Source organism: Microbacterium sp. NPDC090225, assembly GCF_044772365.1.
In the GTDB taxonomy this organism is placed as follows: Bacteria; Actinomycetota; Actinomycetes; order Actinomycetales; family Microbacteriaceae; genus Microbacterium.
Window position 1 is genome coordinate 1,368,158 of the sequence record NZ_JBIVYS010000001.1, and the last position, 15,176, is coordinate 1,383,333.

The 15,176-nt window shown below is 70.8% G+C and carries 12 protein-coding genes; 3 read left to right on the forward strand and 9 right to left on the reverse strand.

What is annotated here, in order from left to right:
• Positions 1-79: 79 nt before the first annotated feature.
• From ACIQTT_RS06590 to ACIQTT_RS06620, 7 genes are all read right to left on the reverse strand, one after another.
• Entirely contained in the window at positions 80-1,558 is a 1,479-nt protein-coding gene (locus ACIQTT_RS06590) for an FtsX-like permease family protein (RefSeq protein WP_402787696.1), read from the reverse strand.
• Positions 1,555-2,316 carry an ABC transporter ATP-binding protein gene (locus ACIQTT_RS06595; protein ID WP_247623232.1) on the reverse strand — a complete coding sequence of 254 codons (762 nt, stop codon included), beginning with the start codon at positions 2,314-2,316 and terminating at the stop codon, positions 1,555-1,557. The genes ACIQTT_RS06590 and ACIQTT_RS06595 overlap by 4 nt, the downstream gene beginning before the upstream one ends.
• A 114-nt stretch (positions 2,317-2,430) precedes the next feature.
• Entirely contained in the window at positions 2,431-3,066 is a 636-nt protein-coding gene (locus tag ACIQTT_RS06600) for a response regulator transcription factor (RefSeq protein WP_247623233.1), read from the reverse strand.
• Positions 3,067-3,082: 16 nt separating this feature from the next.
• A complete protein-coding gene (locus ACIQTT_RS06605; RefSeq protein WP_402787700.1) occupies positions 3,083-4,279 on the reverse strand; it encodes a sensor histidine kinase in 1,197 nt (398 codons plus the stop codon).
• Positions 4,280-4,370: 91 nt separating this feature from the next.
• A complete protein-coding gene (locus tag ACIQTT_RS06610; RefSeq protein WP_402787703.1) occupies positions 4,371-5,162 on the reverse strand; it encodes a class I SAM-dependent methyltransferase in 792 nt (263 codons plus the stop codon).
• 35 nt (positions 5,163-5,197) lie between these two features.
• On the reverse strand, positions 5,198-6,340 hold the full coding sequence (locus ACIQTT_RS06615; RefSeq protein ID WP_402787706.1) for an AMP-binding protein: 1,143 nt from the start codon (positions 6,338-6,340) through the stop codon (positions 5,198-5,200).
• A gap of 9 nt (positions 6,341-6,349) precedes the next feature.
• On the reverse strand, positions 6,350-7,297 hold the full coding sequence (locus ACIQTT_RS06620) for a 1,4-dihydroxy-2-naphthoyl-CoA synthase (protein WP_402787709.1): 948 nt from the start codon (positions 7,295-7,297) through the stop codon (positions 6,350-6,352).
• A gap of 116 nt (positions 7,298-7,413) precedes the next feature.
• Here ACIQTT_RS06620 and ACIQTT_RS06625 point away from each other — a divergent pair, with 116 nt between their 5' ends.
• Positions 7,414-8,391 carry an o-succinylbenzoate synthase gene (locus ACIQTT_RS06625; RefSeq protein ID WP_402787712.1) on the forward strand — a complete coding sequence of 326 codons (978 nt, stop codon included), beginning with the start codon at positions 7,414-7,416 and terminating at the stop codon, positions 8,389-8,391.
• Between the two features lie 6 nt (positions 8,392-8,397).
• Here the strand turns inward: ACIQTT_RS06625 and ACIQTT_RS06630 are convergent, their stop codons facing one another.
• Complete coding sequence (locus ACIQTT_RS06630) at positions 8,398-9,018, reverse strand: TetR/AcrR family transcriptional regulator (RefSeq protein ID WP_402787715.1); 621 nt, start codon at positions 9,016-9,018, stop codon at positions 8,398-8,400.
• 156 nt (positions 9,019-9,174) lie between these two features.
• Here ACIQTT_RS06630 and ACIQTT_RS06635 point away from each other — a divergent pair, with 156 nt between their 5' ends.
• Both ACIQTT_RS06635 and ACIQTT_RS06640 read left to right on the forward strand, forming a co-directional pair.
• Entirely contained in the window at positions 9,175-11,946 is a 2,772-nt protein-coding gene (locus tag ACIQTT_RS06635; protein ID WP_402787718.1) for an efflux RND transporter permease subunit, read from the forward strand.
• A complete protein-coding gene (locus tag ACIQTT_RS06640; protein WP_402787721.1) occupies positions 11,943-13,895 on the forward strand; it encodes a YhgE/Pip family protein in 1,953 nt (650 codons plus the stop codon). Before ACIQTT_RS06635 ends, ACIQTT_RS06640 begins: the two co-directional genes overlap by 4 nt.
• A 302-nt stretch (positions 13,896-14,197) precedes the next feature.
• On the opposite strand, the gene ccsB is transcribed toward ACIQTT_RS06640, so the two are convergent.
• Entirely contained in the window at positions 14,198-15,175 is a 978-nt protein-coding gene (gene ccsB / locus ACIQTT_RS06645; RefSeq protein ID WP_402787724.1) for a c-type cytochrome biogenesis protein CcsB, read from the reverse strand.
• Position 15,176 lies beyond the last annotated feature (1 nt).

The window sequence follows — 15,176 nt, forward strand, 5'->3', positions numbered from 1 at the left end:
CCAGCCTATTCCGCACCGTGAGGGGTCAAGACACGCCGCACGCTCCCCCGAGCGCGCGGCGTGTTGGGACCCCTCACGGTCAGTCGGCCGCCAGCGCCTCGACCGGCGCGACACGCGTCGCGAGACGGGTCGGCGTCGCGGCCGCCACCAGCGTCAGCACCGCCGTGGCGACGACGATGATCACGACCGGCACCCACGGCACCTGCGGGGCGACGAGCCCGGCGGGTGTGAAGTCCGGCAGCACCGGCACCGAGCCGAGCAGAGACTGCGCGGCGATCCAGCCGTAGGCGACGCCGAGCACCAGCCCCGTGAGCGTCGCGGCCACCGTGATGTGCGTGGCCTCGAGCAGCACCATCCGGCGCACCTGGGCGTTCGACAGCCCGATCGACCGCAGCAGACCGAGCTCGCGCCGGCGCTGCACCACCCCGATCGTGAGCAGATTGACGAGACCGACGGCGGCGATCACGGCCGAGACGGCGACGAGCACCATCATGATCGAGGCGAAGGCGTCGAACGGGGCGAAGAACTCCGGCGGCACCTCCTCGGAGGTCTGGTTCATCATCAGTCGCTTGGACGACTCCAATGCGACCGCGAACATCGTCACGAGGGTCACCCCCATCACGACGCCGATCGCCATGCGCGACGATCGCTCGGGGTACCGCAGCGCATTCTCGGCGGCGAGGCGCGCAGTGGCGCTGGAGCCGAACATCCGCCCGACCAGGCGCAGCACCGGCGGCATGAACAGCACCGAGCCGAGCGCGAGTCCGGTGAACGAGAGCAGGCCTCCCATGAAGGCGACGACGACCCCGAGCGGCGTCACGAGTCCGACCAGAACACCTCCCGCGAGCAGCGCGGCACCGGCGATGAGCAGTACCCAGGCACCGACGTGACGGCCGGCCCGGCCTGACACCTCGTCGTGGGCGCGCTCGACCGATCCGCCGATCGCCTGCAGGGGCGTCACCGTGAGCACGCGGCGCGAGCCCACCCACGCCGCGACCCAGGTCGTGAGCGCGACGCCCACCGCGGGCAGCAGCAGGAACGGCTGCGCGAGCGAGAAGTCCGAGGGCACGTTCGAGAGGAGCATCCCCCCGATCTGCACGCCGAGCGCGGCGACCGCGACGCCGACGATCACGCCGGTGAGCGCGCCGATCACGCCGACGACGAGTCCCTGCCGCCCGACCTCCGCCCGCTGAGAGCGCGCGGTCGCGCCGATCAGGCGCATCAGCGCGATCTGACGGGTGCGCCCCGCGATGATGGTCGAGAACGTGTTGGCGGTGACGATCGCGGCGACGTACATCGCGACCGCCGTGAGCAGCACCGAGAGGATGGCGACGACGATCGCGAGCGTCTCGCTGTCGCCGATGAACGGATCTGCCTGCAGCACCGTGCCGATGAACGCCGTCACCTCGACGAGGATCACCCCGAACGCCGCCGACAGCGCGGCGACCAGGATGCTGGCGCCCATGCCCCGGTCGCGCAGCCACGCGAGGCGCGGGGCCGTGGCGGTCGTCTCGGGCACGACGGTGCCGATCGCGGATGCCGTGCCGACGGCGCTCATGCGGACACCTCGGCGGCGAGCATGTAGGCCGAGATCTCCTCGGCGGTCTGACGCGGGTGGTCGGCGACGATGCGACCGTCGCCGAGGTAGAGCACACGGTCGGCGTGGCTTGCCGCGATCGCGTCGTGGGTGACCATCGCGATCGACTGCCCGTGCTCGCGGCTGGCTGCCTGGAGCAGCTGGAGCACCTCGCGTCCGGTCTTCGAGTCGAGGTTGCCGGTGGGTTCGTCGGCGAAGACGAGGTCCGGCGCGGTGGCGAGCGCCCGGGCGATCGCCACGCGCTGCTGCTGCCCGCCCGAGAGCTGGTGGGGGCGGTGACGCAGTCGCGAGCCCAGGCCGAGAGTCTCGATGAGTCCGTCGATACGCGCACGCTCCAGCGCGCTCGGCCGGCGCCCGTCGAGCTCGAACGGCAGCAGGATGTTGCCGAGCGCATCGAGCGTGGGCACCAGGTTGAACGCCTGGAAGATGAACCCCACGCGTCGGCGGCGCAGGATAGTGAGGTCGAGGTCGCCGAGACCCGTGATCTCGGTGTCTCCGATGAACGCGCGCCCCTCGGTCGGGGTGTCAAGGCCGGCCATGATGTGCATGAGCGTCGACTTGCCCGAGCCCGACGGGCCCATGATCGCGGTGAACTGACCGCGGCGGATGCCGACACTGACGTCGTCGAGCGCCCGCACGACTCCCTCGCCGGAACCGTAGGTCTTCTTCAGGTGCTGGACGCGGGCGGCGAGGCCCAGGTCGGTGGTCGTGATCTCCATGTCTCCGACGCTACGGAGCAGGTGCCGTCGCGGTCGTCGCCCGGCGGATGCATCCGCCTCCCCCTGGAGGATGATCCCGCGGATGCCGCGGGGATGATGCCGGGTGAACCGTGCTCAGGCGAGGCCGTGCTCGAACGCGAAGACGACGAGCTGCACGCGGTCGCGCAGGCTGAGCTTGGAGAGGATGCGGCTGATGTGCGTCTTGACGGTCGCCTCGCTGAGGAACTCGCGCGTGGCGATCTCGCCGTTCGAGAGACCGCGGGCGGCGAGCGCGAAGATCTCCCGTTCGCGGTCGGTGAGATCGGCGAACTGCGGCGGGACCGGGGTCGGTGCATCCGCGAAGTGCGCGAACAGCTCCCGGGTGGCGGATGCCGCGATCACGCTCGATCCCGCGTGCACGGTGCGCACGGCGGCGAGCAGGAACTCGGGGTCGGCGTCCTTCAACAGGAACCCGCTCGCGCCCTGGCGGATGGCCCGGGCCGCGGCCTCGTCGAGGTCGAAGGTCGTCAGCATCACGATGCGCGGCGCGTCGGGGCGCTGAAGGATCTCGGCGGTCGCCGTGAGGCCGTCCATGACCGGCATCCGGATGTCCATGAGCACGACGTCGGGGCGGGTCTGCTGCACGACGTCGAGCGCCTCGCGCCCGTCGCCGGCCTCGCCGACGACCTCGAGGTCGGGCTGCGAGGCGATCAGCATCCGCACACCGGCGCGGAACAGCGACTGGTCGTCGACGAGGACGACTCTGATCATGACGGGACTCCTCTGATCACGCGGGGCGTCCGATCGGCAGCATGCCGTCGACGTGGAACTGCGCTCCCCGGCGCTCGGCATGCAGACTACCGCCGACCAGCTGGGCGCGCTCGCGCATACCGATGAGGCCGTGCCCACCCTGCCCCAGCTGCACGGGAGCGGACCCCGGCGCGACGGTGTTCGCCACTCGGATCTCCACCCGATCGGGCAACCACGCGAGGTGCACGTCGACCGCCCCGTCGCCGTGGCGGATCGCATTCGTGAGGGCCTCCTGCAGGATGCGGTAGACCGCGAGCTGGATGGCCGCGGGCGGCTCGCCCGGAGGCATGGGATCGACCGTTATCCGGGGTTCGATGCCCGCGTGCCGCACCTGTGCGAAGAGCGCCTCGAGGTCGGCGAGCGTGGGCTGCGGTCCGTCGCCCTGACGGTGACGCAGTTGGGTGAGGAGCATCCGCACGTCGGACAGCGCACCGCGGGCGGTCTGCGCGATCGTGCCGAGCGCCTCGGTCGCCATCTCGGGCTTCGCGGCGGCGGCGTACCGCGCGCCGTCGGCCTGCGCGATCACGACGGCCAGCGAGTGCGCGACCACGTCGTGCATGTCGCGGGCGATGCGCACACGCTCCTGCTCCTCGGCGGCCACGGTCTCGGCCTGCGCGCGCGCCACCTGCGTGGCCCGGCCCGACAGGATCACCCGCCAGAGGAAACCTGCACCCCACGACATCACCATGATCAGCACGAAGACCGAGGCGAGCAGCGCGGCGATGAGTGCGGCGCGCAGCGCGCTGGCGGCATCGGTCAGCAGCTCGCCCGACCACACGACACCGAAGTAGGCGCCGCCCACCAGGCCACCGCCGAGGGCCGAGACTCCGCCGATCCACAGCAGCCGGGTGGTGCCCCACGCGGCCGTCGCGAACAGCACGACCAGGATGCCGATGTCGTAGGCCGCGGGCGGCAGACCGAGCGCCATCTGCACCACGGCACCGAACCAGGCGATGCACAGCGCCAGAGCCGGGGACAGGCGGGCGATCGCGGCGGCGCCCCAGAGGATGAGCCCCACGATCACGTAGGCGACCATCGCGGCGGCCCCATCCGGGATCCACGCGCTGAGCCCCGCCGCCCCCATGATGAACGTCAGCGGCGTCGTGATGGCGAAGCCGACGACCGCACCGACGATGTCGACGACGAGCCAGACGCGGGAGATGGGGCGAATCACTCCTTCACGCTACGCGAGCGGCTCGGCGGCCGCGTCCGTCTCGCGATGTATCCCCGTGCATCTCGAGGCGCAGAGCGGATCAGGACCGGGATCAGGCCCGGGCGATGATCTCGCCGTGCGGCACGAGGTACCAGCCGTCGCCGGCATCCGCCCATCGCTTCCAGGCGTCGCTGATCGCCTGCAGCTCGGAAGGGCCCGCGAGACCACTGTCGACGAGCTGGCGCGCGAGCGCCGATTCGAGGATGCGGTCGGCCCACATGCCGCCCCACCAGGCTCGCTCCTCGGGGGTCGCGTAGCACCAGGTGGAGGCCGTCGCCATGACGTCGTCGAAGCCCGCGGCGCGCGCCCACGAGAGCAGGCGCCGCCCGGCATCGGGCTCGCCACCGTTCGCCCGGGCCGCCGCGCGGTAGAGCCGCAGCCACTCGTCGAGTTCGGGCAGCAGCGGGAACCAGATGAATCCGGCGTAGTCGGCGTCGCGCGCCGCGACGACGCCGCCGGGCACCGTGACCCGGCGCATCTCGCGCAGAGCCTGCACGGGATCGCCGACGTGCTGCAGCACCTGATGCGTGTGCACGACGTCGAAGCTGTCGTCGGCGAACGAGAGCGCGTGCACGTCTTCGATCGAGAAGTCGACGTTCGTGAGACCGCGATCCGCGATGAGGCTCTGCGACAGCGCGAGGGCGTTCTCATCGATCTCGGTGGCCGTCACCTGCGCGACCACCGTCGCGAACTCGGCCGTGATACTGCCCGGGCCCGCGCCGACGTCGAGGAGTCGGGTGGCCGGATCGAGGTGCGGGCGGAGGTACTCCGCGGAGTTCGCGATGGTGCGGGAGCTGTGCGAGCGGAGGACGGTCTCGTGATGTCCGTGCGTGTACGTGGCCATGCCCCAGTCTGGCACGGGCCGCGCCGGCGCCCCGGTCAGTGCAGTTCGGCGACGATGCGGCGGATCGCCTCACGATCGGGCTTGCCCGAAGCGAGTGTCGCGATCTCGTCGACGAGGATCAGGCTCGCCGGGCGCGCGTGCTTGCCGAGCGCCTCGGCGACCGCGTCGCGCGCGTGCACGAGCTGGTCGGATTCGCTGCGGCGCAGCACCTCTCCGCGCGCGGCGACGATGACGGATGCCTCGCCCCAGCGCTCGTCGGCGACACCGACCACGACGGCCTGATGCAGGCCCGGCACCTGTCGCACGATCCGTTCGACGCGATCGAGGGAGATGTTGATGCCGCCCGACACGATCACGTTGTCGGCGCGCCCGTGCACGCGCACGGCCCCGTCGTCGACTAGGCCGAGGTCGCCCGTGCGATACCAGCGGATGCCGTGCTCGTCGCGCACGAACACCCGGGAGGTCAGTTCGTCGTCGCCGAGATAGCCGTCGGCGAGCATGGGGCCCGCGATGCGCAGCTCGCCGTCGACCGTGCGCACCGAGACGGTCTCGAGGGGGACGCCGTCGTACACGCATCCACCGCTGGTCTCGGTGGAGCCGTAGGTGCGCACGAGGCGCACGCCCAGATCGGATGCCCTCTCCCGCAGCGGCTCGGGAAGGGACTGCCCGCCGACGAGGATCGAGCGGTAGGCCTGCAGTGCAGCGCGCACCGCGACGTCGTCGGCTGCGTCGAGCAGGGTCGCCACCTGCGCCGGCACGAGCGAGGTGTACAGCGCCTCGTCGCCGTGTCGCAGCATCGATAGGGTGGCGTGCGCGAACGCCTCGGGCGAGAACCTGCCCGACAGCGCCACGGGTTCGGTGCCCGCGAGGATCGACCGCACGAGCACCTGGAGCCCCGCGACGTACCCCGTCGGGAGGGCGAGCAGCCAGCGGCCGGACCCGATGCGGTCGGCGGTCGCCTCGGCGCTCGTGCGCAGCGCCTCGGCACTCAGCGCCACGCGCTTGGGGATGCCGCTCGACCCGGAGGTCGCGATCACGACGGCCGTGCCCACAGGCACCCGATCGGGCACGTCGGCGAGCATCCCGAAGCCCAGCGCCGGACCGCCGTCGAGCGCCCGGCGCAACGCGAGACCCAGCGGCTGCGGGTCATCGGCCTCGATGGGGATCAGCGCGGTCATGACGGTGCCTCAGTAGTGCCAGGGGAACGACGACCAGTCGGGGTCGCGCTTCTCGAGGAACGAGTCGCGCCCCTCGACGGCCTCGTCGGTGCCGTAGGCGAGACGCGTCGCCTCGCCCGCGAAGACCTGCTGCCCGACGAGTCCGTCGTCGACGGCGTTGAATGCGAACTTGAGCATGCGGATGGCGGTCGGCGACTTGGTCAGCACGGTGCGGGCCATCGCCAGCGCCTCGCGCTCGAGCTCGGCGTGCGGCACCACCCGGTTGACGGCGCCCATCTCGTAGGCGCGCTGCGCCGAGTACTCCTCGGCGAGGAAGAACACCTCGCGGGCGATCTTCTGCCCGGTCTGGCGGGCCATGTACGCGGAACCGTATCCGGCGTCGAAGCTGCCGACGTCGGCATCCGTCTGCTTGAAGCGTCCGTGCTCGGCGCTGGCGATCGTGAGGTCGCAGACCACGTGGAGCGAATGCCCGCCACCCGCCGCCCATCCGGGCACGACCGCGATGACGACCTTCGGCATGAAGCGGATCAGACGCTGCACCTCGAGGATGTGCAGGCGGCCCAACGAGGCGGGGGACGGAGAAGCCGGGGCCCCTGAGCCTCCCCCCTCGATCCCTGAGCCTGTCGAAGGGTCGGAGTACTTGTACCCGTCGCGCCCCCGGATGCGCTGGTCGCCGCCCGAGCAGAACGCCCATCCGCCGTCCTTCGCGCTGGGGCCGTTGCCCGTGAGCAGCACCGCGCCGATGCGCGGGTCCTGACGGGCGATGTCGAGCGCGCGGTAGAGCTCGTCGACCGTGTGGGGGCGGAAGGCATTGCGCACCTCCGGCCGGTGGAAGGCGATGCGCGCGATGCCTCCGTCGTTCGAGACGTGGGCCGTGATGTCGGTGTAGTCCTCGGCGCCGGGCGCGAGCTGCCACTCGGCGGGGTCGAACAGGTCGGAGACGAATGCGCTGGTCACGCTTCCACCCTATTCCCGCGCGCACTGCCGCTCCCGTCGCACTCTCCGTCGGAAAGATCCGGCCGGACCGACAGAAAGTGCGACGAGAACGGCGGCGGGAGATGAGAATGAGACCCATGACGCCCGAACTCAGCGAGATCCTCTCCACCGCACGCGTGGTCACCCTGCCGATGCACACGCGATTCCGGGGCGTCGACACCCGGGAGGCGCTCCTCTTCGAGGGCCCCGAGGGATGGGCCGAGTTCTCGCCCTTCACCGAGTACGCGGATGCCGAGGCCGCCACCTGGCTCGCCGCGGCGATCGACTTCGCCTGGCGCCCGCAGCCCGCGCCCCTGCGCGACGGCATCCGCGTCAACGCCACGATCCCCGCGGTCGAGGCCGCGCGCGTGCCCGACGTGCTCGTGCGGTTCTCCGGATGCCGCACCGCCAAGGTGAAGGTCGCCGAACCCGGGCAGACGCTCGCCGACGACATCGCCCGCGTGCGCGCCGTGCGCGAGGCGATGGGGCCGGAGGGCCGCATCCGTGTCGATGCGAACGGCCTCTGGAACGTCGACGAAGCGGAGCACGCCGTGCATGCGCTCAACGAGTTCGATCTCGAATACGTCGAGCAGCCGTGCGCGACGGTCGAGGAGCTCGCCGAACTGCGCACCCGCGTGAAGTACCTGGGCATCCCGGTCGCCGCCGACGAGAGCATCCGCAAGTCGTCCGACCCGCTGGCGGTGGCGCGTGCCGGCGCCGCCGATCTGATCGTCGTGAAGGCGCAGCCGCTCGGCGGGGTGACCCACGCCCTGCAGCTCATCGCCGCCACCGGGCTCCCGGCGGTCGTGTCGAGCGCTCTCGACACCGCGATCGGGCTCTCGCAGGGCGCAGTCCTCGCCGCCGCCCTCCCCCACCTCGACTACGACTGCGGTCTCGGCACGGCATCGCTCTTCCTCGACGATGTCGCCGATCGCCGACCCCGCGACGGGGTGATCCCCGCCGACCGCGTCACCCCCGACGGCGCGGCGCTCGACCGCCTCGCCGCCTCCGACGAGCGCCGCGCCTGGTGGCTCGCCCGCCTCGAGCGCAGCTATCGGGTGCTCGAAGAGAGCTGAGACCCGTCAGACCAGGAGCAGATCGACCAGTCGGCCGAGCTCCTCGCTGCCCGCGCGCCGCAGCTGGGCGTCGTCCTGCCCGGCCATCGCGCCACGCACGGTCATGCCCTCCCAGACGATCATGAGGATGCGTCCGGCGACCTCGGCCGGCACCCGCAACTGCAGCTTCCCGGCGTCGACGATGTCGGTGACGATCTGCGCGATGCTGCCGACCATCTCACGCTCCTGCGCCAGGTACGCGGCTCCGAACTGGGCGTCGCGGAGCGCGCGGATGCGGATCTCGCTCATGAGCATCACGCCCATGCGGTCGTCGCTGCCGGAATCCATCACCTTCTGCAGCAGGTCGGTCGGATCGCAGCCGGGCACCAGGCCCCCCTCGGCGGTGATCTCGGTCACGCGCTCGCGCACCGCGTTCACACGCGTCTCGGCGACACGACCGGCGAGCATCAGGAAGAGCTCGTCCTTCGACTCGAAGTTCGAGTAGAAGGCACCGCGCGTGAAACCGGCGCGCTCGCAGACGGCCTCGACCGAGGCGCCGTCGAGGCCGACCTCGGCGAAGAGCTGCTCGGCCGCCTCGAGCAGGCGGGCGCGCGTGTTCTCGCGACTGCGAGTAGCCGGTATCGACATCGAGACCTCCTGTGTTCGCGATCGTGCAGTGTTCGCGATCGTGACGATTCTCACACCCCGCACACAGATTTCCGAATGCGGATCACCTTACGATACATCTATGTATTGGATACATCTGTGTATCCACCTCATCCCCCATCTTCCGGAGGAACCCGCGTGTCCACTCTCCTGTCCTCACTCGGTCGCTGGTCGTTCCGGCACCCCTGGCGCGTGCTCGGCTCGTGGCTGCTCGTGCTCGGCCTCGCGGGTACCGGGGCACTCGTACTCGGCTCCGGCACGGACAACACGTTCTCGATCCCCGGCACCGAATCACAGGCCGGCCTCGAGCAGCTCTCCCGCTCGTTCCCCCAGGTGAGCGGCACGAACGCGCAGTTCGTCGTCGTCGCCGCCGACGGCGATCAGGTCACCGACGACGACTATCGCGCGCACATCGAGGACGCCGTCGACGAACTCGGCGGCATCGACGACGTGCTCGCCGTCACATCGCCCTACGACGAGATGGTCGACGGCATGGTCAACGACGACGACACCGCCGCGATCGTGCGCCTGCAGTTCGACGGTCAGTCGACCGACGTCTCGGATGCGACCAAGGACGAGCTGAGCGCCGTGGTCGAGGACCTCCGAGAGGCGTTCCCGGACGGCTCGCAGACCGCACTCGGCGGCGATCTCTTCGCGACCGAGATCCCGGGCATCACGCCGACCGAAGCGGTCGGCCTCATCATCGCGCTCCTCGTGCTCATCGTCACGTTCCGCTCGTTCGTGGTAGCCGGTCTCCCCCTGCTCACCGCCATCCTCGGCGTCGGCATCTCGATGGCGGGCATCTTCGCCGCCACCGCCTTCGCCACCGTCTCGTCGACCACCCCGCTGCTCGCCCTCATGCTGGGTCTGGCCGTCGGCATCGACTACGCGCTGTTCATCATGGCCCGACATCAGGATCAGGTGCGCGCCGGCATCGACCCCGAGGAATCGGCATCCCGCGCCGTCGGCACCGCCGGATCGGCCGTGGTCTTCGCCGGGATCACCGTGCTCATCGCCTTGATCGGGCTCGGCTTCGCCGGCATCCCGTTCCTCACGACGATGGGCATCGCCGCCTCCGTCGCCGTCGCGATCGCCGTGATGATCGCGGTCACCCTCACCCCCGCCGTACTCGGCTTCATGAAGGGCCGCATCGTCGGCCGCCCCCGCCGCGAGCGCGCCGCGACGAAGAAGGACGGCTCCGCACGCGCCCCGCGCCGCGCCTTCAGCGAGCGCTGGGTCGGCGGGGTGACGAAGCATCCGGTGCTCGTGTCGATCGCCGTCGTGCTCGGCCTCGGCATCGTGGCCGTTCCCGCCCTCAGCCTCGACCTCGCCCTGCCCAACGCCGGCGTGCTGCCGAAGGACTCCGAAGCCCGGCAGAGCTACGACATCGTCGGCGAGGAGTTCGGCCCCGGCTTCAACGGCCCGCTCATCCTCACCGGCACGATCGTCACCTCCACCGACCCGGTCGGGCTGATGGACGACCTCGGTGACGCGGTCGCGGAGATCGACGGGGTGAAGGACGTCGCGCTCTCGACCCCGAACGAGACGGCCGACACCGGCATCGTGCAGATCATCCCCGAGACCGCGCCCGACGACCCCGCCACCGCCGACCTCGTGCGCGAGCTTCGCTCGCACCACGACGAGTGGCTCGATGAGTTCGGTATCGATCTCAAGGTCACCGGCTTCACGGCGGTCGGGATCGACATCTCCGACCAGCTCGGAGGCGCTCTGCTGCCTTTCGGGATCTTCGTGATCGGACTGTCGCTCGTGCTCCTCACCATCGTGTTCCGATCGCTGTGGGTGCCCGTGACGGCGGCGCTCGGCTACCTGCTCTCGATCGTCGCCGCGTTCGGCGTGGTGGGCGCGGTCTTCGAGTGGGGCTGGTTCGCCGATCTGCTCCACGTCGCGAAGGTCGGCCCGATCATCAGCTTCATGCCGATCGTGCTCATGGGCGTGCTCTTCGGACTCGCGATGGACTACCAGGTCTTCCTCGTCTCCCGCATGCGCGAGGACTTCGTGCACGATCGCGCCTCGCGCTCCGCCTCGCGGGCCGAACGCCGGGCCGCCGCGCTGCGCGCCGTCCGCAGCGGTTTCACGGGGTCGGCAAAGGTCGTCACCGCCGCGGGTCTCATCATGTTCGCCGTGTTCGTCGCGTTCGTACCGGAGGGCGATTCGTCTCTCAAGCCGATCGCGCTGGGCCTCGCCGCCGGTATCGCGATCGACGCGTTCCTCGTGCGCATGACGCTCATCCCCGCGCTCATGGCGATCCTCGGCGAGCGCGCCTGGCAGATCCCGGCCTGGCTCGAGCGCATCCTCCCCCGCGTCGACATCGAGGGCGAAGCCGTCGAGCGCGAACGGCACCTGGCCGAGTGGCCGGGCGACGGCTCGGTCGTCGCGGCCGACGACCTCGCAGTCAGCGCGGACGCCCCGATCGTCGCTGCTCTGTCGTTCCGGGTCGCTCCGGGCGAGGCGCTGATCGCGACCGGTGGAGACGCCCGCGAACGGCGCACCCTCGCTCTGGCCGTCGCCGGCCGCGTCTCCGCCGACGACGGGCGGCTCCGCGTCGCCGGGCACCTGCTCCCCGGCCGGGCCGCCTGGGTGCGCGCGCACGTCGGCTGTGTGATCGTCGACGATGCGGATGCCGCGCTCGACGACCTCGCAGAAGCTCTGCGCGGGCGCTCGGAGATCGTGGTCGTCGACGGCATCGACCGACTGTCCGGCGGTCGACGCGACCAGGTGACGGCGATGCTGCGAGATGCCGCGGCCACCCGTTCCCTGGCCGTCTTCGCCACGGCATCCGATGCGGCGACCGCCCGCACGATCCTCGCGGAGGCCGGTTGGCCCGACGCGAACCTTCTCGACACCCGCGCCCCGCGACGGGCGACCGCAACCACCGAGGTGACCGCATGACCCTCCCTATCGAGCGCGCACGCTCCCGCAAGCCCATCACGTGGCTGACGATCCTCGGCATCCTGCTGCTGCCGGCGGCGATCGGCGGCATCCTCGTCACCGCTCTCCAGAACCCGACCGAGCGCCTGGACTCCATGACCGCCGCGATCGTGAACCTCGACGAGCCGGTCGAGATCGACGGACAGGTCACACCCCTCGGGCGTCAACTCGCGTCCGGACTCGTGGAGGGGTCGGACGACCTCGACTCGAACCTCACCTGGGTGATCTCCAACGAGGACGACGCCGCCGAAGGACTCGCGAACGGCGACTACCAAGCGGTCATCACCATCCCCGAGGACTTCTCATCGGCAGCCACCTCCGCCGGGCGCACGATCTCCGAGGGCGAGGGCACGCCCGAGAAGGCGACGATCGAGGTCACCACCCCGGACGACGGCCTCGTCGCCGACGACCTCATCACGGGGCAGATCGCGAACGTCGCGGCGTCCACGCTCGGCACGACTCTGTCGGAGGCCACGACCGAGAACATCCTCGTCGGATTCACGACGATCGGCGATCAGATCGGCGAGGCCGCATCCGGTGCGCTCGACCTCGCGAACGGTGCTCGGGATGCCGCGACCGGTGCCGCCGCGATCCCCGACGGCGCCACCCAGCTCGCGACCGGCGCCGGCGACCTCGGCACCGGAGCCACGTCGCTGGCGACCGGCCTCGACACGATCGCCGCGAACACGCGGCAGCTCGCCGCCGGTGCGGGCGAGCTCGGAGCCGGGCTGACCGGTGGGGCCGCTGCGCTGACCGATCCGAACGGTGCCTTCGCCCAGCTGGTCGGCGCCGCGCAGGGCGGGGCCCCCTTCCTCGCCACCGCCGCTTCCGAGTCGGCCTCGACTGCCACTCAGCTGGGCACGCTCGCTGCGACCTGTGCGGAGTCGGGAGCGAACACTGACTTCTGCGAGGACGTGGCGAAGGCCGCCACCTCCGGTGCTGCATCCGCCACCGCCGCCGGTAAGGCATCGGCCTACCTCACCCCCGTGGCCACGGGCCTCCCGGCCGCGGCCTCCACCCTGTCGACAAGCATGAGCGATGCAGGAACCGGCGCCACCCAGATTTCCGCTGGTCTCAACCAGCTCGCGACCGAGGGCGTCGACCAGTCCGCTGCGGGAGCCCGTGCTCTGGCGACCGGCGCGGGCCAGCTCTCCAGCGGCGCGACCGAACTCGCGACCGGAGCCACCGAACTCGCGACCGGCCTCGACACCCTCGCGACCGGTGCGGGCGACCTCGCCGGCGGTCTGCGCACGGCAACCGATTCGCTCCCCTCGTTCAGCGACTCCGAGTCGACGTCGATCGCCTCGGTGATCGCCGACCCGGTCGAGTCGACCTCGTCGATGGACACGATCTTCGGCCCGACCGCCATCCCGCTGCTCGCCGCGGTGGTGCTGTGGTTCGGTGGCCTCGCATCGTTCATCGTGATGCGCGCGCACACCGCCCGCACCCTGACGTCGCGCCGTTCGTCGCCGACGCTCACGCTGCGCGCCTTCTGGCCCGCCGGGCTGATCGGTGCCGGACAGGGATTGCTGGTGTCGATCATCGTGCAGTTCGTCGCCTCGTACGATGCGGCCGCCTGGTGGACCTTCGCGGGCACCGCCGTACTCGCGGGCGTCGTCTTCGCCGCGGTGAACCAGGCGCTCGTCGCGATCTTCGGCGGAGTCGGACGCTGGGTCAGCGCCCTGATCGGCGCGCTGGCCGTCGCGACCGGATTGATCTCGACCGTGCCGGACTGGCTCGCGGGCCTCGGTGCCGCGCTCCCCACCTCGCCGGCGTTCACGGGCCTGATCGCCGGGAACGGTTCCGCCGTCGCCGGTCTCGTCGTGTGGGGTGTGCTCGCCCTCATCGCGACCACCCTCGCGGTGGCGCTCCGCCGCACGACCTCGGCGAAGGTCGTGCTCGCGACCTGAGCCGCGGCATCCGCCCGTTCGTTCGCGCACCCCATCCGCACAACTTCGGAGTCCTGACGCGACACGCCGCCACCACCCCGTCCCCCACGGCGCGCCGTGCCGAAACTCCGAAGTTGTGCGGATGAGTGCGCGAAAACGGAGACCACCGGCGGCCCGCACGGCGCGCCACCGACGGACACGCCGGGCCGACGGCATCCGGTCTCCGTTCTCTCCCCTCCGGATGCCCTGCACTCCCCAGCCGCGCGAAAACGCCCCGCCCCTCGAGAAGAGGAGCGGGGCGTCGTCGATAAAGGGCGGATGCCTCAGCTGATGCCGGAGTAGGCGTGCAGACCCTTGAAGAACACGTTGACGATCGTGAAGTTGAACAGCACGGCCGTGAAGCCGACGATCGCGAGCCAGGCCGAGGGGTTGCCCCGCCAGCCGCGGGTCGCGCGGGCGTGGATGTATCCGGCGTAGAGCACCCAGATCACGAAGGTCCAGGTCTCCTTCACGTCGAAGCCCCAGAAGCGGCTCCACGCGTAGTACGCCCAGATGGACCCGGCGATGAGGGTGAAGGTCCAGAGGATGAACCCGATGATCGTGAAGCGATACGCCATGCTCTCGAGGCGCTCCGCCGACGGGAACGTGCGCAGGAAACCGGGGCCGGTCTTGGCCGCACCCTCCGAGACGAGGCGCTCGCGCCGCGACTGCATGAGCTGGATCACCGAGAGCGCGAAGGCGAGGGCGAAGAAAGCCGTGCCCAGCGAGGCGACGAAGACGTGGATCACGAGCCACACGCTCTTGAGCGGGTCCATGAGCGGCGTGACCTCGACATAGAAGTTCGTCGACGACAGGCCCAGCAGCACCACCACGAGGCCGGTGATGAACGTGCCGAGGAAGCGCAGGTCGACCTTGATCAGCACGATCAGGTAGACGGCGATGATGAGCAGCGTGCCGATCATCGCGAACTCGTAGAGGTTCGCCCACGGCACGCGACCGGCCGCGAAACCACGGGTGAGGGTCGCGCCGAGGTGGAAGATGAACGCGAGCACGGTGAGCGACGTGCCGATGCGCGCCATGACGAAGCGCTGCGGCTTCGGCTCGATGGGCTTTCCGGTGGCGGTGAGCGTCGCTCCCCCGCGCGCGCCGGCGCCGACCAGCTCGGCCTCGCGCACGGTCTGCGCATCGGCGGAGATCTGCGAGCGGCGAGCGAGGTCGAACGCGAACGCGATGAAAGCCGCGGCGTAGATCGCGATCGCGGTCCAGAGCAGGACCGGCGAGATCACTTCGAGGTCGAACATG

Coding starts and splice junctions, on each gene's coding strand:
- ACIQTT_RS06590 (WP_402787696.1), bottom strand. CDS start 1,558: ATGAGCGCCGTCGGCACGGCATCCGCGATCGGCACCGTCGTGCCCGAG.
- ACIQTT_RS06595 (WP_247623232.1), bottom strand. CDS start 2,316: ATGGAGATCACGACCACCGACCTGGGCCTCGCCGCCCGCGTCCAGCAC.
- ACIQTT_RS06600 (WP_247623233.1), bottom strand. CDS start 3,066: ATGATCAGAGTCGTCCTCGTCGACGACCAGTCGCTGTTCCGCGCCGGT.
- ACIQTT_RS06610 (WP_402787703.1), bottom strand. CDS start 5,162: ATGGCCACGTACACGCACGGACATCACGAGACCGTCCTCCGCTCGCAC.
- ACIQTT_RS06615 (WP_402787706.1), bottom strand. CDS start 6,340: ATGACCGCGCTGATCCCCATCGAGGCCGATGACCCGCAGCCGCTGGGT.
- ACIQTT_RS06625 (WP_402787712.1), top strand. CDS start 7,414: ATGACGCCCGAACTCAGCGAGATCCTCTCCACCGCACGCGTGGTCACC.
- ACIQTT_RS06630 (WP_402787715.1), bottom strand. CDS start 9,018: ATGTCGATACCGGCTACTCGCAGTCGCGAGAACACGCGCGCCCGCCTG.
- ACIQTT_RS06640 (WP_402787721.1), top strand. CDS start 11,943: ATGACCCTCCCTATCGAGCGCGCACGCTCCCGCAAGCCCATCACGTGG.
- ccsB (WP_402787724.1), bottom strand. CDS start 15,175: ATGTTCGACCTCGAAGTGATCTCGCCGGTCCTGCTCTGGACCGCGATC.